This window comes from Desulfosarcina alkanivorans, from assembly GCF_009688945.1.
Classification (GTDB): domain Bacteria; phylum Desulfobacterota; class Desulfobacteria; order Desulfobacterales; family Desulfosarcinaceae; genus Desulfosarcina; species Desulfosarcina alkanivorans.
Window position 1 is genome coordinate 4,526,926 of sequence record NZ_AP021874.1, and the last position, 20,758, is coordinate 4,547,683.

Annotated in this window: 20 protein-coding genes and 2 pseudogenes; 11 read left to right on the forward strand and 11 right to left on the reverse strand. The window is 57.0% G+C overall.

Annotation, left to right across the window (positions count from 1 at the left end; genetic code table 11):
* Positions 1-164: 164 nt before the first annotated feature.
* Both DSCA_RS19760 and DSCA_RS19765 read left to right on the forward strand, forming a co-directional pair.
* Positions 165-860, forward strand: coding sequence for an AraC family transcriptional regulator (locus DSCA_RS19760; RefSeq protein WP_167527875.1), 696 nt, complete (start codon positions 165-167; stop codon positions 858-860).
* Complete coding sequence (locus DSCA_RS19765; RefSeq protein WP_155318064.1) at positions 857-1,717, forward strand: PAS domain-containing protein; 861 nt, start codon at positions 857-859, stop codon at positions 1,715-1,717. The genes DSCA_RS19760 and DSCA_RS19765 overlap by 4 nt, the downstream gene beginning before the upstream one ends.
* Positions 1,718-1,797: 80 nt before the next feature.
* Here DSCA_RS19765 and DSCA_RS19770 read toward each other — a convergent pair whose 3' ends face one another.
* Positions 1,798-2,166, reverse strand: coding sequence for a hypothetical protein (locus DSCA_RS19770; protein WP_155318065.1), 369 nt, complete (start codon positions 2,164-2,166; stop codon positions 1,798-1,800).
* Between the two features lie 236 nt (positions 2,167-2,402).
* Between DSCA_RS19770 and DSCA_RS19775 the strand changes: the two genes are divergently transcribed.
* A complete protein-coding gene (locus DSCA_RS19775; protein WP_155318066.1) occupies positions 2,403-3,587 on the forward strand; it encodes a serine hydrolase domain-containing protein in 1,185 nt (394 codons plus the stop codon).
* A 282-nt stretch (positions 3,588-3,869) separates the two neighbouring features.
* Positions 3,870-4,079 carry a hypothetical protein gene (locus tag DSCA_RS19780; protein WP_155318067.1) on the forward strand — a complete coding sequence of 70 codons (210 nt, stop codon included), beginning with the start codon at positions 3,870-3,872 and terminating at the stop codon, positions 4,077-4,079.
* A 7-nt stretch (positions 4,080-4,086) separates the two neighbouring features.
* Here the strand turns inward: DSCA_RS19780 and DSCA_RS19785 are convergent, their stop codons facing one another.
* From DSCA_RS19785 to DSCA_RS19800, 4 genes are all read right to left on the reverse strand, one after another.
* Positions 4,087-4,941: an ABC transporter permease gene (locus DSCA_RS19785; RefSeq protein ID WP_155318068.1), complete on the reverse strand. Its 855-nt coding sequence runs from the start codon at positions 4,939-4,941 to the stop codon at positions 4,087-4,089.
* Positions 4,938-5,804 carry an ABC transporter permease gene (locus DSCA_RS19790; protein WP_155318069.1) on the reverse strand — a complete coding sequence of 289 codons (867 nt, stop codon included), beginning with the start codon at positions 5,802-5,804 and terminating at the stop codon, positions 4,938-4,940. Before DSCA_RS19790 ends, DSCA_RS19785 begins: the two co-directional genes overlap by 4 nt.
* A complete protein-coding gene (locus DSCA_RS19795) occupies positions 5,801-6,886 on the reverse strand; it encodes an ABC transporter ATP-binding protein (RefSeq protein WP_155318070.1) in 1,086 nt (361 codons plus the stop codon). The genes DSCA_RS19790 and DSCA_RS19795 overlap by 4 nt, the downstream gene beginning before the upstream one ends.
* 285 nt (positions 6,887-7,171) lie before the next feature.
* A complete protein-coding gene (locus DSCA_RS19800) occupies positions 7,172-8,236 on the reverse strand; it encodes an extracellular solute-binding protein (RefSeq protein ID WP_155318071.1) in 1,065 nt (354 codons plus the stop codon).
* 678 nt (positions 8,237-8,914) lie between these two features.
* Here DSCA_RS19800 and DSCA_RS19805 point away from each other — a divergent pair.
* The gene (locus tag DSCA_RS19805) at positions 8,915-9,517 is read left to right on the forward strand and encodes a GNAT family N-acetyltransferase (protein WP_155318072.1); all 603 of its coding nucleotides are present in this window, start codon (positions 8,915-8,917) and stop codon (positions 9,515-9,517) included.
* A gap of 89 nt (positions 9,518-9,606) precedes the next feature.
* Complete coding sequence (locus DSCA_RS19810; protein ID WP_174783994.1) at positions 9,607-10,263, forward strand: nitrite/sulfite reductase domain-containing protein; 657 nt, start codon at positions 9,607-9,609, stop codon at positions 10,261-10,263.
* Positions 10,264-10,305: 42 nt separating this feature from the next.
* On the opposite strand, the gene DSCA_RS19815 is transcribed toward DSCA_RS19810, so the two are convergent.
* Complete coding sequence (locus tag DSCA_RS19815; protein WP_155318073.1) at positions 10,306-10,473, reverse strand: hypothetical protein; 168 nt, start codon at positions 10,471-10,473, stop codon at positions 10,306-10,308.
* A gap of 515 nt (positions 10,474-10,988) precedes the next feature.
* Here DSCA_RS19815 and DSCA_RS19820 point away from each other — a divergent pair.
* The gene (locus DSCA_RS19820) at positions 10,989-11,567 is read left to right on the forward strand and encodes a lipid-binding SYLF domain-containing protein (RefSeq protein ID WP_155318074.1); all 579 of its coding nucleotides are present in this window, start codon (positions 10,989-10,991) and stop codon (positions 11,565-11,567) included.
* Between the two features lie 204 nt (positions 11,568-11,771).
* On the opposite strand, the gene DSCA_RS19825 is transcribed toward DSCA_RS19820, so the two are convergent.
* Complete coding sequence (locus DSCA_RS19825) at positions 11,772-11,960, reverse strand: hypothetical protein (RefSeq protein WP_155318075.1); 189 nt, start codon at positions 11,958-11,960, stop codon at positions 11,772-11,774.
* Positions 11,961-12,239: 279 nt separating this feature from the next.
* Positions 12,240-13,277 carry a 23S rRNA (adenine(2503)-C(2))-methyltransferase RlmN gene (rlmN, locus tag DSCA_RS19830; RefSeq protein WP_155318076.1) on the reverse strand — a complete coding sequence of 346 codons (1,038 nt, stop codon included), beginning with the start codon at positions 13,275-13,277 and terminating at the stop codon, positions 12,240-12,242.
* Between the two features lie 134 nt (positions 13,278-13,411).
* Between rlmN and DSCA_RS19835 the strand changes: the two genes are divergently transcribed.
* Both DSCA_RS19835 and DSCA_RS19840 read left to right on the forward strand, forming a co-directional pair.
* Positions 13,412-13,690 (forward strand): hypothetical protein, encoded by a 279-nt coding sequence (locus tag DSCA_RS19835; RefSeq protein WP_155318077.1) that lies wholly within the window; start codon positions 13,412-13,414, stop codon positions 13,688-13,690.
* 184 nt (positions 13,691-13,874) lie between these two features.
* Positions 13,875-15,572 carry a glutamine--tRNA ligase/YqeY domain fusion protein gene (locus DSCA_RS19840; protein WP_155318078.1) on the forward strand — a complete coding sequence of 566 codons (1,698 nt, stop codon included), beginning with the start codon at positions 13,875-13,877 and terminating at the stop codon, positions 15,570-15,572.
* A 46-nt stretch (positions 15,573-15,618) separates the two neighbouring features.
* On the opposite strand, the gene DSCA_RS19845 is transcribed toward DSCA_RS19840, so the two are convergent.
* Positions 15,619-16,794, reverse strand: coding sequence for a THUMP domain-containing class I SAM-dependent RNA methyltransferase (locus DSCA_RS19845; RefSeq protein WP_155318079.1), 1,176 nt, complete (start codon positions 16,792-16,794; stop codon positions 15,619-15,621).
* A gap of 170 nt (positions 16,795-16,964) precedes the next feature.
* Here DSCA_RS19845 and DSCA_RS19850 point away from each other — a divergent pair, with 170 nt between their 5' ends.
* Entirely contained in the window at positions 16,965-18,071 is a 1,107-nt protein-coding gene (locus tag DSCA_RS19850) for a DUF362 domain-containing protein (RefSeq protein ID WP_155318080.1), read from the forward strand.
* Positions 18,072-18,152: 81 nt separating this feature from the next.
* Positions 18,153-18,637, forward strand: a pseudogene (gene ssb / locus DSCA_RS19855) (single-stranded DNA-binding protein).
* Positions 18,638-18,745: 108 nt separating this feature from the next.
* Here the strand turns inward: ssb and DSCA_RS33315 are convergent.
* Positions 18,746-18,934 (reverse strand): annotated as a pseudogene (locus DSCA_RS33315) (transposase); the annotation flags it as partial.
* 280 nt (positions 18,935-19,214) lie between these two features.
* A complete protein-coding gene (locus tag DSCA_RS19865) occupies positions 19,215-20,507 on the reverse strand; it encodes an MFS transporter (RefSeq protein WP_155318081.1) in 1,293 nt (430 codons plus the stop codon).
* Positions 20,508-20,758: the final 251 nt, after the last annotated feature.

Genomic DNA, 20,758 nt, shown 5'->3' on the forward strand with positions numbered 1-20,758 from the left:
GTTCTTGCATCCGCATAAATGACAATTTATTCTCAAATATGGACATAACCAGTCAATTGACCGACATTCCTTTAGAATCAAACCGGCCCCCGGCGTTTGTCCTTGAAGGCACGCTCAGGTCCCACTCGACGAAAAACCTGGCCCATCATGCCTGCCACCAGATTATGAAAATCCGTACCGGCATCACCCTGCTGGTTGAAAAAGACCGCCAGCAACCGCTGTTCAGCAACATGACAGCCTTTATTCCGGCCGGACTCCCGCACCGGTCCACGCCCCTGGGAGAAGCCGTTTACTACAAATCGATCTATCTTGACGAAGCCATGTTCCGCCGGAACATCAGCGACATTGTGATTTTTGATATGAGCGATCTCGGGGCGGCCCTGTTTGACCGAATCAGCAGTTTAATGGCCCCGCAGGGCGCCGACCCGGAAGACCTGGACGGTCAATGCCTGAAACTGCTGCTTAAATTAATGGAAACGGAGATTCACCACCGGTCTCACCTGGCTCGCATTCCGGTGCCCCGGAATCCTGCCAATCTGAGAATCACGGCATTTATCGCCAGCCGGTTTCAGAGCAAACTCACACTGTCCGACTTTACGAATGCGTTGCACTACTCTGAAAGGCATCTGTCACGGGTGTTCAAGGAAGATATAGGCATCACCATTTTTGAATACCTGAGGCTGTACCGGATTTTCCAGGCATCGCTGAAGCTGTTGAGGAAGGGCGCATCGAAGACCATCACGGAAATAGCCCTGTCATGCGGATACGACTCGCTATCGTCGTTTTATAAGGATTTTAAGGAGATTTTCGTGATGACGCCCCGGGCCTTCAGCCAAAAAAATGGAGAAACCCATTCATGACCATCGAATTCTGGATTCTGCTGGTGCTGGCATCGGCCGCCGGTGCATGGGGAGGATATCAATTGCGGCGTCAGCGTAAACGGGTGCACAAATTGAAACAATCCCTGCTGGAGATCAATCAGCACACCCACGAACGGGAAGCATCCTACGCGGAAGACAAGGCCAGGTGGGAGCAGACGGAAGAGAAACTGCGCAACTTTCTGCAGTTGATGGACACCTTGATGAACACCATCCCCAACCCCATCTATTTCAAGGACGCCAAAGGCGTCTACCAGGGATGCAACAAGGTCTTCGCCAAAAAAATAGTCGGCCTGACCCGGGACCGCATCGTGGGCAAACGGCCCCAGGAACTGCCCGACCGGATCCCCGCCGACCTGGCCGCCGCCTACCAGCGAGAAGAGCACAAGATGGCTGACAAGGCCGGCTTTCACGCCTTCGAATCGCCGGTGCAGTGCGCGGACGGTGTGCGGCGGGATTTTCTTTTCAACCTGGCCCCGGTACTGGACGGCCATGACAAACCCGACGGCAGCGTGGCCGTCCTTTCAGACCTGACCGAAAAAAACCGTGCCGCCCGGAACCGCATTCAGAAAGAGCGTCTGGAGGGGGTATTGGAGACCGCCGGTGCGGTCTGCCACGAGCTCAACCAGCCCCTGCAGGCCCTCTCCGGCTACACCGAACTGATGGCCATGCAGCTGGAGGGTCACGATGCCCGGCCCTATGTCGACAACCTCACCGCCCAGATCGACCGCATGCGCGACATTACCGACAAGCTGCAGGGCGTCACCCGCTACGAAACCAAGGACTATGCCGGCAACACCCGGATCATCGACATCCACAAAGCGTCCGAAAAAGAGTAGACCGGGGCGCGTTCCCGCAGGGCGCAGGGCGCAGGGGGCGCCGTCCACGATGCCGGGCCGGACCATTGCCCGAACGGGCGTTAGAAATACACTTCCCCGAAAGTAATGCCGGCTTCCTTCAACCGGGCATAATCCATTTTAAGGCGCTGATTGGCGACATGGCGTGTGGTTTTCGCATCGACTTCGCTTTCGTTGATGGGACCGATCGCATAGACTTTGGAGACCGTATCCGGTCCGTCCGGGACACCGGAGGCATCCTGAAAACTCGCCATGAGCAGGGACATGTCCGTTTCGACATCGATGTCGTCCGTTGACTCCGACCGGGTGACGCGCTTGACGATGTCTTCGTATATCTTGATATCAAGCCGGACGGGTTGGCCGGATCCGGCAAGTTTGATAAAATCGTCCAAGCGATCTTTCAGGCCGATTCTTACCTCGTCAATAGCCATGATGAACCCTCCTTTCCATGGGGAAGTCACCCGCTGCTGCGGGACATTCCGGAATGTTGATGGGTTTAGGGGTTTTCCTTCAATAAAGCACAAACCAGGCCAAACCATAACAACATGAAAAGACTGACAAATAGAAGTTTATGGGCGATTAGGCGGGGCAATGATCGTCAGCATTGTTTACAATGTGGAAAATCGTCGGCCAGCCTGCCATTTTCCCGTTCTAAAGGGTACCGGCCATGAACGCTTTGGAACGATGGGTCCATTGGGTGGTCTTTGTGTGCCTGCTGGCTGGATGCGCGGCCCCGGGCCGCCTTCCGGAGACAGGGGCGACGGCGCCCACCGTCCCGACAGCCGGATGGAACCCGGACAGGCTCGACGACGCTTTTCGGCTTGCCGAACGCTATGGAAGCTGTTCGCTGATCGTTATGACCCACGGTAAAATCATTCGCTCCCGAGGAGACCTTACCACGCCCCACCGGGTGCACTCGGTCCGCAAAGCACTGCTGGGGGCACTGGTCGGTCAGCACGCGGGTTCCGGCCCCGGACAGGTCGATCTGGGGGCCACATTGGAAGAACTGGGCATTGACGACCGCCCCGGGCCCTTGACCCCTTTGCAGAAGCAGGCCACCGTTTTGCACCTGGTGAAGAGTACATCCGGCATAAACCATGACGCGGCCGGGGAAATTCCTTCCATGACCCGGCAAAAGGCGCGACGATTGGGCACCGCGCCCAATGAACCGGGTACGATCTGGGCCTATAACAATTGGGACTACAATGCCCTGACCACCATTTTTGAACAGACCACCGGGCTGCGTGTCGGCCATGCTTTTCTGAAAGGCATCGCCCAGCCGCTGGGCATGCAGGATTTTGACGAATCATCGGTATTCTATTTGAAAAAGGAAGCCCTTTCCATGCACGCCAAGGCCGGTTTCCGGATGTCTGCGCGCGACCTGGCCAGGTTCGGGCAGGTCTATCTGGACAAAGGGATGTGGCAGGGGCGACAGATCATTCCGGCCGCCTGGGTCGAACGCATCACTGCGGATTACACGCCCACCCACAACAGCGGACTTGGCAGCGGTCATGGTTATCTGTGGTGGGTCCCCTGCGACCGGAAAGCACGATCCATGGGACTCCCCGCGGGGTCGTTTATCGCCAGCGGCTGGGCGGGACAGCATATCGTCGTCATCCCCGCATGGGATACGGTGATCGTGCATACGGTGAGTACGGATGATTACTTCGGTTTTTGTGTCCGGTGGGCCAGAAAAAAGGGATTCGATTTGGATCAGGCCGTGCGCTATTCCAGAACCACCTGCAGGCAGCCAGGACACATGAGCGACCCGTTTTGCCAGCGGTGCCGATACTATACCGGCCGCGATTTCGAAACGCTGCTGGCCAAAATCATTGCCGCCCGATCCTTTTAGCCCCGCCATCAGGCCGGTCGAGTCCTGCCCGGCCTCGCTTTAGCCTGAACGCATAATTGAAATTTAATCGATAAATTGGATTCAAATTATTTTATTTCAATATTTCTTGGAATAATCTATACTGAATATCAACGGCCCGGGCGGGGATCGCACAGCCCGCACCCGAAACGGGTGTTCCCGGCGCCGCTTGCCATGCGGCAGGGTCCGATGCCGCTTCAGAAACCGGAGCAACCGGCACACAGGCACTTTTTCAGATCAATTGTTTCAAGAAGGAGGTGAAAAATGGGAACCCGTTTTGAATCGGTCGCCGCCAGACTCGAGGAAACCGTCATCCACTTTTTTTCACCGAACGGATTGTTGACCGCCGTCTTCCTGATCGTTTTGAGCGTCATCCTGTTCAGCGGCAGCACCGTCGAGCGGCGCATGATGGACAACCCGGCCGCCGGCTACCGGCAGGCCACCGGATCTCCGATCCTGGATACGGCCAGATAGCCTGGTCCTATTCCTTTTTCCGGCTGAACGATAAATTGATCAGCGCCAGCATGGAGGTGCCCACGATGAGCAAAAAGGAGATGGCGTTGATGACGGGCGTGGAGCCGTCGCGAACCTGCAGGTAGAGGGTGATGGGCAGGGTGGACTGGGAGCCCACCAGGAACAGGGTCGTGTTGAAGTTTTCGAAGGACATCAAAAAGGCCACGGCACCGGCACCAATGATGGCGGGACGCAGGAATTTGAGCGTGATGTGCCAGATCACCTGCAGCCGGGTGGCGCCGAGGTTCAGAGCCGCCTCTTCAAGGCTGCGGTCGAATTTCTTGAGCCGCGCCGACACCACCAGCGTCACCAGGGTCGAGATGAAGGAAAACTGACCCAGGACCACCAGCCAGAAGCCGGGCCGGAACAGGGGCACGTCCAGATTGAAGGTGTTTTCGAAAAACATGCCCAGGGTGTTGGCGAACAGCAGGATCGAAATGCCCAGGATCACGCCGGGGACCACCAGGGGGGCCAGCATGAGAAAATAAAGGGCCTGTTTGAAACGAAAACTCTCCTGTTCGAAGAGAAAGGCGCCGCAGGTGCCGACGATCGTCGATAAAATGGAGACCCAGAAGGCCACCTTGAAACTCACGCCGATGGCGGAAAGGTTGACCGAATCGTTAAAAATCCCCACCCGATCCGGCAGGTCCGCGACGAACCATTCCAGGGTGAACCCTTTCCAGGGAAGCGCCGGAAACTGGGAGTCGTTGAAGGCCAGTACACAAGTGATCAGCAACGGGGCGAAAAGGAACACGAAAAACAAGGCCACATAGAGCTTGAATCCCAGGGTGTAGGACCGTGTGTTGGGAAGTGTCCGGATCATTGCACCACCTGGCTGAGCTTCTGGCGGGTCAGCTTGAGCCCGATCCAGACGATCGTAGAGGACAGCGCCAGCAACAGAAAGCCGAAGGCCGCCCCCTGGTTCCAGTTGAAGCTGGCGATAAACTGGTTGTAGATCTGCTCGGTAAACCACAACGAGTTCTTGCCCCCGATCAGGTTGGGGGTCAGGTAGTTGCCCAGGGTGAGCATGAAGACCACGATTCCCCCGGAAACGATGCCCGGCATGGAATGGGGGATGATAATCCGCGTGACGATGGAGAAAACATTGCCCCCCAGGTCGTAGGCCGCCTCGATGAGGCTGTCGTCCAGGCTTTCCAGCACCGATATCAGCGGCACCACCATAAAGAGCATGGAGGTGTAGACCAGTCCCATGACCATGGTGACATCATTGTAGAGCATTTCCACGGGGCGCTGCATCAACCCGAGTTTAACCAGAGCATGGTTGACCACGCCGCTTTCCCGCAAAAGGATCATCCACCCGTAAACCCGCACCAGCTCGCTGACCCAGAAGGGCATCAGCAGCAGCAGGCTGAGAAAACCGCTGTATCGGGGCGAGACCACCTTGGTAATATAAAAGGCCACCGGCAGGGACACGGCAAAGGTGATCCCGGTGACCAGGATGGCGTAAACGGCGGTGCGTGCAAAGGTGCTCCAGTATATCGGTTCGTCAAAAAAATTCAGATAGTTGACCAGGCTCCACACCATGGTTCCGGAGTCGTCTTCGGTGCGGAATGACATCAGCAGCAGATCGATGTGGGGCAGGACGATGAGCAGAAACAGCCACACCAGCACCGGCGTCACGAAGATGAGGAAAGGAAGCGTGATCCGTGTTCGAAGGTTGTTCATGACACCTTGAAGCAGCTGGCGGAACGGGCATTCCAGCCGATGTCGATACGGTCGCCGACCGCCAGGTGATCGTATTGCCGGTTCTGGGGAAGGGCGATCATCAGTTCCTCACCACCGTCGCCCGGCGTGGCCAGCAGGCGGCTGTTGGCCCCGTCGAAAAGGATGGACCTGATGGTCACGGTCAGCCGGTTGAAGTGCTGCACGCCGGCTTCCGGTGCAATGATGATCGCCTCGGGGCGGATAAAAAAGGCCACCGTTGCGCCCGGCGCCAGATCCGGTGCGCCAGCGGCGGTAAACATCTGGCCATCCGCGGTTTCAAGCCGGCACAGATCCTCCTGCTGATCGCGAACGGTCCCCTTCCAGGCGTTGTTGTCCCCCACGAACCGGGCCACGAAGGGCGTCTTCGGATGGGCATACAGGTTGCGCGGGGTGTCCACCTGTTCGAACCGGCCGTTGTTCATGACGGCCACGTGGTCGGACATGACCAGGGCCTCCGACTGGTCGTGGGTAATGTAGATGAAGGTGGTGCCCACCTGGACCTGCAGCTTTTTCAGTTCCACCTTCATCTGTTCGCGAAGCTTGAGATCCAGGGCGCCCAGGGGCTCGTCCAGCAGCAGCACGGCGGGATCCAGCACCAGGCAGCGGGCAATGGCCACCCGTTGTTTCTGTCCGCCGGACAGCTGGTCGATCTTTTTGCTGCCGAACCCCGGCAGCCCCACCCGCTCCAAAATTTCCGCCACCTTTCGATCGATGTCGGGCTTTTTCTCCTTGCGCCGCTCGAGTCCGAAGGCGATGTTCCCGGCAACGTTCATCATGGGAAAAAGGGCCAGGTGCTGAAAAATCAGGTTGACCGGCCGGCGGTTGGGCGCACGGCCCGCCATGTCGCTGCCGCGGATGAGAATACGTCCCCCGGTGGGTTCGATGAAACCGGCAATCATCCGCAACAGCGTGGTCTTTCCACACCCCGAGGGACCCAGGATGGAAAAGAACCGCCCCTTTTCCACCGCAAAGGAGACGTCGCTCACCGCGGTGAAGTCGCCGAACGTCTTGGTTACTTTTTCTACGGAAAGGTCTACGGCCATATTCTTAGCATTTAAAAATGCCTCTCCCCGCCTCAAGCGGAGTGGGTATCAGCAAAGGATGCAATCAATTATATAGTCGCAAGCAACGGGGTATTCGACCCGACGCTTCGCAATAAAGAAATAGTTGGGATCGCCTCTGCATCGTATTCGTTCAGAGATGGTAGATTGGGGTTCTGGCCAAGGCCGCAGCGTTTCCGCAATCCTCGGCGTAGCCCGGCTACGCCTGCGGTTGCGGAAACGTGAGAACGCCGGCCGGGGCCGCAAGATGCCATCTCGGGGTGGATACTAATTGGCGGCCTTGACCTTGTCTAAAATCAACCCCTCTATCGATTCCAGCCGGGCGGGCACCGGCGGATACCATTTGATGTTGTCGATATCGGCCTGGGAAAAGGAGCGCTGGAAATTGGCTTTGACATCGGCGTCGTAATGGTCGATGGCCCCGGCCGAGGCGGTGCCGTATTTTTCCGCATTGGTGAACACCGCCGCGTTTTCGGGCCTCATCATGAAATTGATCCATTGGTAGGCCGCGTCGACGTTTTTGGCCTTGGCAGGAATGGCGAAGGTGTCGATCCAGCCCAGGGCGCCGCTTTTGGGGGCCACAAAGTCGATGTCCGGATTTTCGGCGTGCAGCTTCCACCCGCCGTTGTCCCAGGCCATGGCCACGAACACCTCTTCCGAACGCATGGACTGCAACAGGGCATCCCCGTTGGTCCAGTAATTTTTTACCAGCCCCTTGCCGCCGATCAGTTTGGCACCGACCCGATCCATCAGTTTCTTATAGCTCTTGGGATTGGCGTACAGCACGAATGGGTCCTGCTGCATGGAGTAGGCAATACCGATCAGGGTGGGTCGTTTGAGGCGGTAGCTGACCCGCCCCGCATAGGCGGGGTTGAGCAGGTCCTTGTAGTCTGAGGCGTCCGGCGCATATTTACGGTTCACGATCAGCCCCGACGTGCCGTATACATGGGGAAGGGCGTAGCTCTTGCCGTCGACCATGGTGTTTTTCTTGACCGCCGCCAGCATGGAGGGAACGATCTGGCCGGCATCCACCCGGGCAAAATCGATGGGCTGGTACAGCCTGTATTTTTTCTGGACCGACGAAATACGGTCCTGGCTGGGCTGGGCCAGATCAAAGCCCGCCCCGCGGGTGGCACGAAGCTTGGCAATGATCTCCTCGTTGTTGGAGTAGGTGGGCTTGACCGTGATTCCCGTTTCTTTCTCGAATTTGTCCATCAGCACCTTGGGGGCGTATCCCGACCAGGTCAGCAGTTCGAGGGTTTCGGCCTGGCACGACAGGGAAAAGGTGATAACCAGAGAGACCGCCAAACAGACAACCGCCAATCGTTTCATTTTTGATCCTCCTGTTAAATTTTGATTTTCTAGAGATAGCGTTGAATCGTGACAACATGTCCGGGTCACACGGTAACGCGGCATCCGATCCGGGAATCATAAACCTGGAAGTGAGAAAAAGGACTCGGGCTGTATTCACTTTATTGCCCGGCCGCCGCGCCGTCAACATGAAACCTGAAAAAACCCGGAACCGGATGGTGCCGCAGCACCGGCCCACCGGGCAGGGGGGCCCAATGCCCCATGACGTGAACCTGTCACAAACGTGTTAAGATCTGATGAGAATACCGCGACGTCCGGCATGCCGGTGCCAGGCCCGGCGCCCCGCCCCCGGACGGGGGCCGATCCGCGTCACAATCCGGTTTGCATTCACACGGCCTTTCCCGTATGAATACCGGCGCGTCTTCGGTCGGAAGGGTAAACGGGCGATCGAACAAACAGCATTTGACAAAGACAGGGTCCTGCGAATAAATACGTGGTGCCCATCCAGAAACGGTTATGTTACCCGGCATCTGGGTTGTGCGAAGGCTTTAATCCTCGGAATATCAACTCGATGCCTGCGGTAAATTTATTCACGCGCGTTCCTGCCCCGTATCGTCTTCAGCGGGAGCTCTCGACCCACATTCCTCGTTTCTGGACCGGCACGCTCAGGATCGTGAACCACAACCGGGGTTGAACCCATTGAACTATACCTTTGAATACAGATCGTTGTCCGAAACCCTCTACGATGCCCTGGTCGACGATGCCTTCTATATCACCATGGAGGGCAGCGTTTCCGGGACACCGGGCCAGCGCAGGGAGGCCATGCGGCGCTATTACGATTTCTCCATGCAGGAAGCCCGAAAATACGGCCGCCTGGTGACACCCGATGGCAGGGCGTTCGGTGCGGCCATCTGGACCCGACCGGTTTACGGCGACCTGGCCGGGCAGATGAGCAACGAAAAAAAAACCTTTATCCGGGACCATATGGGCGCGGCCAGTCTGGAGACCTATAAACGGATCACCGCATCGATGGCCCGACAGACGGCGACGGTGGTGCCCCCAGCCGGCTGGTATCTTTCCATTGTCGGCATCGCCCCGCCATTTCAGGGGCAGGGACTCGGCGAAACGCTGGTCCGGCCCGTTCTGGACCGGACGGACGATTATGGTGTGCATACCTATCTGGAAACCTTCACCCCCCGGAACATGCGCTTTTACGAACGGCTGGGATTTCAGGAGGCCGGCAGTTTTGATGAACCGGTTACCAGGGCGCGCTATTGGGTGATGGTCCGGCAACCGTCATAGGGACACCCGCTAGCGTCCGCGCTTTGTATAAAACCCGAAACGGAACCGACTATTGCAGAAGCGAGATCCAATTAAACAGGAGGTTGATAATGCTGAAATTAGGTGAAAAAGGCGCCATTTTACAACGTGACAAAGAGACCTACGCCATTGCCCCGCACATCCCCTGCGGCGTGGTAACGCCCCAACTGCTGCGCACGATTGCCGATGTGGCCGAAAAATACGACGCCCAGGCCATCAAAATCACCGGGGCCGCCCGGGTGGCCATCGTGGGGCTGAAAGAAGCGCATATCGATGCGGCCTGGGAGGACCTGCAGCTCGATAAGGGGGCTGCGGTGGGCATGTGTGTCCGCAGCGTGAGGGCCTGTCCCGGGACCACCTTTTGCCGGTTGGGCAAGCAGGACGCCCTGGGCATGGGCATGACGCTCGATAAAAAATATCACAGCGTGGAGCTGCCCGGCAAATTCAAAATGGCCGTGTCCGGCTGCAACCTGAGCTGTTCGGAATCCTGGGTCCGGGATATCGGCCTGATCGGCCAGAAAGAGGGCTGGCAGCTGGTGATCGGCGGCAACGTGGGTGCCGCACCGCGAATCGCCCAGGAACTGGTCGCCGGCCTGGACGACCGGCAGGTCCTCGATGCCGTCGAGAAAACCGTCCAATGTTACCGGGACAATGCCAAAAAAGGCGAACGCCTGGGAAAGATGATCGAGCGGGTCGGGCTGGCGCCGTTTCAGCAGGCAGTGGCCTGACAGTGTGGGGGCTACGCCCGGGCCGCCAAGTAGAAAAATCGATCAACCCCAGCGGCCGGGTTCGTCGCAGGTGGGTGATGGCAAGCCGCATGCTCGCACCTGGTCGACAACGTCGGCCACCGTGTACATGTGCCGGTAGGGGTGAGTCATCAGCGGCCGGCAGTCCCGCCCCGGGAAGCCGGAAAAGCTGTCGATGGACAGGTCTTCCATTGAAATTACAGTCGGTTCAGCTTCATGGCCAGCACCTGGGGCAGGGGTGTTGCCATCATTTCAAGCAGAAGGATTGCCTGCTGCCGGCGCAAATCAAAAAGGATCGCCCCGGTTGAGGGCATGGTTTGAACAACAAGATGGTGTCCGTCCGGAAACAGGCCAATTGGGCCGGGGTCTCCCGCTGAAGACTGGACGGGACAGGAACGCGCGTGACAAATTTCCCCGCAGGCATCGCGTTGATCGGCCGGGGATAAAATCCTTCGCGCAACGCAGGGATCGGCCAACGTGGCCATTTAGGGATGGGCACGCGCTGAATTGGTGCCTGCCGGACATATGTGCAGACAAACGGTCCCATGCGTACGTGACCCGGTGGGGCCGGATGGCGCCAATAACGATATCGCAGCGCAGGTGTGCCACTCACCGACGAACACCTGACGCGTTGCATTTCCGGCGGATTCGTGTAAAGCCCGAAGTCAGGGCTTGCGGGCCGCCAACCTTAAACGAAAGGTACCCATATGAAACGCATTGGTTGGATATCCCTGGTCGTCATTACGGGCATGATGGTCCTGGCTCCCTGGACGGCCCTTGCCGACAGCCATGCCGACACGATTGCCTTGTTTAAAAAATCCCCCGCGGTCAAGCCTTTTTTTGAATCGGCTTACGCCTACGCGGTCTTGCCCACCGTGGGCAAGGGGGGGTTCGTCGTCGGGGCGGCTTTTGGAAAGGGGAAGCTGTTCCGGGGCGGCACAGCCACCGGAACGGTAACATTATCGAAAATGACGATCGGTCTTCAGCTGGGCGGGCAGGCCTTCAGCGAAATCATCTTTTTCGAGGACAGCCGCGCCTACAATGAATTCACCAGCGGCAGCTTCGAGTTTGACGCCAACGCATCTGCTGTGGCCATCACGGCCGGCGCCCAGGCGCAGGCCGGGACCATGGGGGCCACCGCCGGCGCCAGTGCCGGTCCGGCCACCGGCGCCCAGGCCAAAACCGGCTACAGAAAAGGCATGGCCGTGTTCGTCCATGCCAAGGGCGGCCTGATGCTGGAAGCGGCCATTGGCGGACAGCATTTTACATTTGAGCCTTATCAGTAAACGATGGAACCGCCCCGGCTGACTTTCCGGGCAACGACAAGTCGCCGTGCATGCAAAAAATAAGGGGAAATCATGGGTTGGTTCATGATTTCCCCTGTTGTTATTGGAGGGTTCTACTGCCGGCAGGTCAATGGCGTTTCCTGCCTTGAAATATAGTATAAGATCGGTTTCCCCTCAGTTCAAGGGGGGGTGGCGCTATCTTTATCAAATCCGTCTCAGACTGCTGCCAAAAGCCATGAGGCCGGCGCCGAAAAGAAAAAGGTTAAGCGGTTCGGACAGCAGGCTCATCGGAAGTGCGCCTGCACCGATAAAATCGGCAAAGGCGCCGGAATTGAGCAGGGGGAAGACGACCAGAAGCAGGACCAGTGTCATCAAGGTTGCTGTTTTTTTCACGGTTCACGCTCCCGATAGAATCGTTTAATTCCTGGAAAAAAGGATCTCTGCTTCGTGAGCAGTCGAGAGGCGTAAGAGCAAGCCGGGTGCCAGAGTCGATGTAAAAATGGTGAGAATTCTATTGAAACTCGTGAATACCAATCAATTACAGACATTTAAAAATATTTAAAATCTCAGCAAGCACGGTCTGCCGGGGTCGGGATGGTGTTTTTCCGTCCGCCCGATTGTGGAGAGCATTTCACAGGAGAAGATGGGGTGGGTAATTTTTTACACAACTGATCACCCATTGCGGAACCCGCCCCTTCCGCCCAGCTGCCCGCAGGCAGCCATGATGCGGCCACCCTTTTCACCGCGCCGCCTGACAAAGACCCCTTCCGCCACCAGCCAGTCGTGGAATCGCTCGTAGGCGGCGACGGACGGTGGCTGCAAATCGGAACCCGGTGCGGGATTGCAGGGAATCAGATTCAGCTTGACCTTCATGGGCGCCAGGTATCGCGCCAGGGCCGTGGCATCTTCCTTGCGATCGTTGACCCCCCGGATCAGGACATACTCCACAAAAAGGGCTGATTTTTTGGCCAGCGGGTAGGCCTGCAGCGTATCTCTCAGTGCAGACATGGATATGGCGCGGTTGACCGGCATGAGCCGGGAACGGATGTCATCATTGGGCGCATTGAGGGAAACGGCCAGGTTTACCGGGCCGCCGTCGAAACGGGCAAGGCGGTCGATGCCGGCGGTCAAACCGACCGTGGAAACGGTGATATAGCGACGGGCGATGTCCATCCCCCGCTGGTCCACCAGCACACGGAGTGCCTGAATCAGGTTGTCCGGGTTGTCCAGCGGCTCGCCCATGCCCATGAAAACCACATTGCGGACATCGACCCCCAACTGGTGGCGGGCGGTAAACACCTGCCCGACAATTTCAGCTGCCGTCAGGTTCCGCAGCAGGCCCATCTTGCCGGTCCGGCAGAAGCGGCATCCCATGCGGCACCCCACCTGACTGGAAACACACAGGGTGTAACGCCTGAACATGGGAATCACCACCGATTCAATGTCCAGGTCATCCGCCAGCCGGGTGACGAATTTGACGACGCCCCCGTCGGAAACCCGATGGACCAGTCGTCCCGGCGACAAGGCCAGCCCGGATGCCAGCTCCCCGGCCAGTCCGGGACGGCGGGCAACGGCATCCAGGCCATCGAAAGCGGTTTGCCCATGCTTCATCACCTGCCGGTATACCGCCGTTCCGGTATGGGTCCCCCCTCCATGGTTCCGGCGAAAGGCGTCGACAAACTGATCGTGCGTCTGGTCTAATATTTTCAAGAAAACGGCCAATCCCTGGTTAAAGTTAATCGTTTTCGGGTCGATACCCTAATTTATCGGCAGAAAAAAGCAACTCCCATATGCAGCACCGACCTTGTTTCCATGCATGGCGAACGGGCAGGAAAGCACTATCGATGACCGATTCCCGAAACACCGAACGCAGAACAGGCCCCCGGACGTCAACCGGCACCCCGCAAGAACCGATACTGAAAGTGGGCCGGCAGGCGTTCGACGTGGTGGACTACAGCTGCAGCGGACTGCGGATTGCCGGTGGAAACCGGTTTCCCCTGTCCGGCTGGATCCAGGGAACCCTCTGCCTTGCCGGCCGCAATCCCATCCCCATCGACGCCATCGTCATCCGGCGACAGGACGGCGAGGTGGGCCTGCGCCTCATCGTTCCCATAGCGGTTTAGCCCGGGACGCCCGCCCTTCCCCAGGAACCGCTCCCCCTCGACGATTTGCACGTTTCCAGCGGTTATCGGTTTGACACCCCCTGTCGTTTTTGCCATATTCAAAGCCGCCCGGAATACGGATGGCCAGGCGAACGACCGAACCCGACAACCTTTCAGGCAGCTTGATCTGCCAGGGATACCTTAGATGACAGAAAACGAAGCGACAACCGGATCCAACTTTATTACCACCATCATCGAAACGGATCTGAAAGCGAACAAGAACAATGGCCGGCTGGCCACCCGGTTTCCCCCGGAGCCAAACGGATACCTGCACATCGGCCACGCCAAATCCATCTGCCTGAACTTCGGGGTTGCCAGGGCCTACAACGGCACCTGCAATCTGAGATTCGACGACACCAACCCCACCAAAGAGGACGTGGAGTATGTGGACGCCATCATGGATGACGTCCGCTGGCTGGGGTTCAGCTGGGATGATCGCCTGCACTATGCCTCGGACTATTTCGAACAGCTCTACGCATTTGCCGTCCAGCTCATCCGGGCCGGCAAGGCCTATGTGGAGGACCTGAATGCCGACGAAATCCGGGAGCACCGCGGCACGCTCACCGAACGGGGAACCAACAGCCCCTGGCGTGAACGCAGCATCGAGGAAAACCTGGACCTGTTCCGGCGCATGCGGGCCGGCGAATTCGAAGACGGCACCCGGGTGCTGCGGGCCAAAATCGACATGGCCCACCCCAACCTGATCATGCGCGACCCCACCTTGTACCGCATCCGCAAGACCAGCCACCACCGGACCGGCGACACCTGGTGCATCTATCCCATGTATGACTTTACCCACTGCCTGTCCGACAGCATCGAGGGCATCACCCACAGCCTGTGCACCCTGGAATTCGAAAACAACCGGCCCCTGTACGACTGGGTGCTGGACAATGTGGCGGCACCCTGCCACCCCCGGCAGATCGAATTCGCCCGTTTGAACCTGAGCTACACGGTGCTCAGCAAACGCAAGCTGATCCAGCTGGTGGACGAAGGGGTTGTGGATGGCTGGGACGATCCGCGCATGCCCACCATCTGCGGCCTGCGGCGACGGGGATACCCGCCCGAAGCCATCCGTAATTTCTGCGACCGCATCGGCCTGGCCAAGCGTGACAGCGTGGTGGACGTGGCCCTGCTGGAATACAGCGTACGCGAAAACCTGAACAGGCGGGCCCCCCGGGTCATGGGTGTGCTGCGGCCCCTGAAGGTGGTCATCGAAAACTACCCCGACGGCCAGGTGGACGAGCTGGACGCGGTCAACAACCCCGAGGACCCGGACGCCGGCAAACGCAAGGTTCCCTTTTCCCGCGAAATCTACATCGAGCGCGACGACTTCATGGAAAGCCCGCCAAAGAAGTTCTTCCGCCTGGGTCCGGGGCGCGAGGTGCGCCTGCGCTACGCCTTTTTCGTCACCTGCACCGATGTAATCAAGGATGCGGCTACCGGCGAAGTGACCGAGCTGCGCTGTACCTACGACCCGGCCACCCGCGGCGGCGACGCCCCGGACGGACGCAAGGTCAAGGCCACCCTGCACTGGGTGTCTGCCGCCCACGCGGTGGATGCCCAGGTGCGGCTCTACGACCGCCTCTTCGACAAGCCCAACCCCGACGAAAAGGTGGAGGGCAAGACCTACAAGGACTTCATCAATCCCGAGGCCCTGGAGGTGCTGGAAGGCTGCAAGCTGGAACCTTGCCTGGCCGACGCCCGGCCGGGCTATTTCTGCCAGTTCGAGCGGTTGGGGTATTTTTGTGTGGACAGCCAGGATTCCAAACCCGGCGCCCTGGTGTTCAACCGTACCGTCACCCTGCGCGACGCCTGGGCCAAGCTGAAAAAAAAGAAGTCCTGAAAAACCGAACACTAGTCGCATTGTAGGGACGAAATATTTTTCGCCCCTACTTTATGGTCCCCACCAGAAGCGTCAAACGCAATCCGCCATGCAGCAGCGGCATCTGCCGAACGGCAAAAGGCAGCGTTTCCACTAAATCCCGGTGCGGTGCAATCAAGGCCACATCCCACCCATGGAAGGCGGCCTTCAGGTGACTGCCGATGTGCGCGAACAGTTCGGCGGCCCGGTTCTTCGAACCGATCCGGATGCCGTAGGGTGGGTTGATCGCCACCAGCCCTGGCCGAACATCGTATTGATCCCCCTTGCAATCAAAAAAATCCCGAGTCACCACGCCTACGGCATCGGACAACCCATTTTCAGAAATTGTGGCCGATAATTGTCTGCAAGCCGCTCCATCGATGTCCGACGAAAAAATCCGCGGTCGCTTCAGCACCTGCTCGCTGGCAATGGCCTGGCGTTTCAGGAAGGTCCACTGGCGCTCGCTAAATGCCGGCCAATCCGTGAAGGCAAAGCCGCGCCGCGAACCCGGCGCCATCTGTTTGGCCAGCATCGCCGCTTCCAAGGCAAAGGAACCAGAACCACACATGGGATCGGCCAAAGGGCGGCCACCATCGTAGCCGGCCTTCATCAGGATAGCTGCTGCCAGAGTCTCCCGCAGGGGTGCCTGCGCCGGCCCCTGTTTGACCCCACGCTTATAGAGCGGCATGCCGCTGCTGTCCAGGGAGAGCGTCACCCGGTCGTCAACCAGACGCACAAACAAAGTTTGCTCCGAACTGGAGGGCGGCAGCGTGCCTGAACGCCGGCCGATTCCTTCCAGGATGCCCTGCGACACGGCTTCGGTATGGTAGAGCCTGGAGTTTCGGCTGGTGGCTTGAATGCGTGGCAGCACGCCGGCCGGCAGAAACAAGTCCCAAGGAACCGCCGCAGACCGTTTTCTCAACTTACGCAGATTGGTGGCCTCAAAGGAATCGATGCGCATGAGAATCCGAGTGGCCGTACGCGAATGCAGATTGACCCGCTGGCAGTCCACGAACCGCCCGGCAAAGGTCACGCCGCCAGGTTCTACCCAGATGTCGCTCGCATCAATCCCTAAATCGATCAACTCCTGCCGGAAGCATTCCTCGAAGCGCGGGGGAACGATCGCGAAATAGTCCCGCACCCGGCCGATGACGTGTCGTCGGAGGCGTTTCTGAAAAGCGGGCGTATTAACGGTTTTCTCCATATCGTACTCGGCAGAGATGAGGGGGAAGGTTGCTCCGATATCGAGCGATTTACGAAACCGCCAACTTGGGGTTGGTAATCAACCGCATCGATACTAAGTTGCTTTTACGCAAACAGTATCAGTTCGCGAAACCATGTTCAATCGCTGTCACTCCGAAAGCGCCTGCTGTCATGCCCACGGTCTTCATTCGTAACGCTGCCTACAACGAGCATGTCTTGCGGCCCATCATTTACGAGATGCTGGCTTCCGGGGAAGCTCCGGTCATCAAGGCCGGCACCCGGGTGTTGATCAAGCCCAACTTTCTCGCTCCGGCGGTTCCCGAAAAGGCCCTGACCACCCATCCGCTGATCGTCAGGGCCGTGGCCGAATTCGCTCTGGAAAAAGGGGCCCGCGTCCAGATCTCGGACAGCCCGGCCATGGGCAGCTTCGCTAAGTTGATGAAAAAGGGCGGCTACGAGGAGGAGTTGAAAGACTTGGATGTATCGGCCCGGCCCTTCGAGAAAACCGTTTCCGTGGATGTGGGCGAGCCTTTCGGCAGCATCGCAGTGGCCAAGGATGCCCTGGAAGCCGATGTGGTGCTCAACCTGGCCAAACTCAAAACCCACGCCCAGATGATGCTGACACTGGGAGTTAAAAACCTGTTCGGCTGCATCGTGGGTTTTGAAAAGCCCGAATGGCACATGCGCACCGGGGTGGACCGCCACCTGTTCGGCCGCCTGATCGTCAGCATTTTCGAAGCGGTGGGGCCGGAATACACAATCCTGGACGGTATTCTGGCCATGGAAGGGCAGGGGCCGGGCAAAAGTGGCACCCCCAGGGAGTTGGGCCTGCTGCTCGGCGGGAAAAGCGCCCATGCCGTGGATCATGTGGCCTGTCTGATCACCGGGATGGACCCTGAATCCCTGGAAACCCAATGCAATGCCCGGGAAATGAACGTTTACGACGGCCGCGTCCACATCAATGGCGACCTCAACATCCTGGACAACTTCCAGTTTCCAGAGCTGGGATCGCTGACCATGGGGCCGGACTATCTGGGCCGACTCATGCGCAAATACATAATCCAGCAGCCGGTGGCCAACAACAAACTGTGCAAATTGTGCGGCGAGTGCTGGAAATACTGCCCGGCGGAAGCGGTCTCCTACACGGACCGGGGCATCTCCTTCAACACTGACATCTGCATCCGTTGTTACTGCTGCCTGGAGGTGTGCCCTCATGCGGCCATCCGTGCCAAAAAACCCTTGGCAGGCAAAATGATCGACTGGTTCCGGAACCGGTAGGGTTTGCAATGACAGAGAATTTTATTTTCGATGGAAACAACGGGCAAAATTGTTAGCCCATTAATGAAAGGAAGGATGCATATGGCTGGCATCAATAAAGTAATCTTGGTAGGCCATCTGGGAAGAGATCCTGAAGTACGGTACACACCGGACGGAAGGGGCGTTTTAATTTCACTATGGCAACCACCGAAACGTGGAAAGATAAAAACACCGGTGAACGCCGCGAAAAAACGGAATGGCATCGCGTGGTTATTTTCGGCCCCGTAGCCGAGATAGCAGGCCAATATCTGTCCAAAGGGAAACAGGTATATATAGAAGGAAAACTGCAGACCCGCAAGTGGCAGGGTCAAGACGGCCAAGACCGCTACACCACCGAGGTGGTGGTCGATATGCGAGGAACCATGCAGATGCTGGGCTCCCGTGGAGATGGCGGCGGCTACCAAGGGCAGAGCGCGTCTCAACAGGCCTCCAGCGGTGGCTATGGAGCGGGAGGGGATGGCTCCCCGGACCAAGGCTACCCCCAGCAGCCGTATCAGGGCGGCCAGGAGGATGACATTCCCTTTTGATGAGCGATAAAGTTGTTGCTTTTCTTCTCTTTACTATTTTTCTTGCTAAATACCAGCGCATTCGGGTTTTCAAACGGAAGCTTTGAAACAGGAGATTATTCAGATTGGTCAATTATTGGAAGCAATCTCACGATGGATTCGGATGGTACTCTTCCCTTTCAAAAAATCGATTATAAACGCTATGCTGAACTTCGGTGGCACGCTCATACACATGTGGACATGGTCTGACATCAGATACCCTTCAACCAGTTCAACTCCCTTCTGGCCACATAACTGGTTGATAATCTCACCAACCGATTTCCGAAATTTGCCTCATAATCGCATCTTGCGATACTTGGGAACAATTACCACATGTTATTTGCAATCCCATCTTACATGCGATAAGCTTTGCCAATCGTGCATAGGTTCTTCCTCCAGTTCCGCCCCTTGGACGCTTTCCCGGAGGAAGAACCTATTTTATTTCTCGCCGGAACGGGAAAGCCTTTCCGGGTCCTCCACCAGAGGTGGAGGGTATTGTTCGCAACTAAGCGATTCTTCTGTTTCATATAATCCAATGCGACCCCACCCACAACCTCTGCTACATCCTGCCTCCTGCCATTAATTTTGCCTGCGGACTAAACCGCAACAGGACCGCTCCCAAAGGCGCCATCAAAGCCCCTACTCCAAATAAAGCAAATGCCGGCCACCAATTCGTAGCAGCAGTCGGGTCACCTGGACCGTTAAAGATTTCTAACACATACCCAAATCCGAGTGGTGAAATCACCATCATCAAGGCGCCGATAGCTCCTTCCAGCCCTAAAAAGGTCCCTCTTATTTTTGGTTCAGTCATTTCAGTTAAACCCGCCTTAAAAATGGAGGTATCGGCAACTACCCAGAACCCAATCCACAACGCAACCACCATTACCAAGGTTAAACTTGTCTTACTACCGATCAAGAAACCCAGAATAAATTGCGGAATAAGGCTGCAAAGCGAACATAGCAGGATGCTTTTGGTACGGCCGATTTTGTCAGCCAGAAAACCAATTCCTAATACCGACGGCGCTGCGATTACGGTAATAAAACCTGCCGCAAAACCTCCCCAGACGACCGATTTATCAACAGCCATTCCCGACAAACTTGCCGCAGCCACCATGGCCGGACCAATCCATTGCTGATACCCTAATTCCCACATATGCCCCATGTATGCCAAAATAATATAAATAGGTCCCTTATAACCACCTGCTGGGGCTGGTAATGGCCCGTTGCCTGGAGTCGCACTTTGTTTGCCAACAGGCTGAGGACCGCTAACTTCAACGTTGGTTCCTTCTGGCAGTTCTGGTTTTTCAGGAATAAAAAGCGCAATCAAGAATCCTATGAACACGGGCATCGTTGTTGCGATTATTCCGGCCCGCCAACCATAGGCTGCAGCCATTGGAGCCGCCACAAAATATCCGATAAGCCCAGAAACCATGATTGCTGCACTGTACGTTCCTATTGCCCCGCCACGCGCACGGGGTTCAAACCAGTTGGATAACAACGACATACCTGGAGCATAAATGGCCCCTGCTGCAATGCCGCAACCCAACCTTAAAATTAAAATACTAATCAGATTTTTGCTAACTAGCGCAAACAGAATTGAAAAAATGCCGGAAAACAGCGTCGCTACGACAACAATCTTTTTGGGCCCCATACGATCCGATAACACGCCGGACACGATTACAATGAACACGTATCCGGCAACTGTGGCAGACATGATTAAGCCCGTATCCGAGGGTGACAGCGAAAATTCCATAGCCAAATATTTAACTATCGCCGAAAAATTGTAAAAAGGAATATACCCAAATAAAATTGAAATAGACATCATAAGAAGGACTTTATTTTTTTTAGACATATTGTGTTTTTCCTTTCAGTAAACTTCCTTCCGATAACTTTTTGTGAAAGAGGTGGGGTATGCGTTTTAGTCAACCATCCGCCATTTATTCCATTTTTCCACTTATAATCATTTTGCGTTGTCTGCTCCATCAGACGGTAGAAGGGCAGAACACTGGCTTTGGATGTACGCCTTAAATCTGAGCTAAAAGATCCGACCCGAAAGGGGCCGGAATTGGTATAGCCTATAGAAGAGGTTAAACTGCCTTGCCT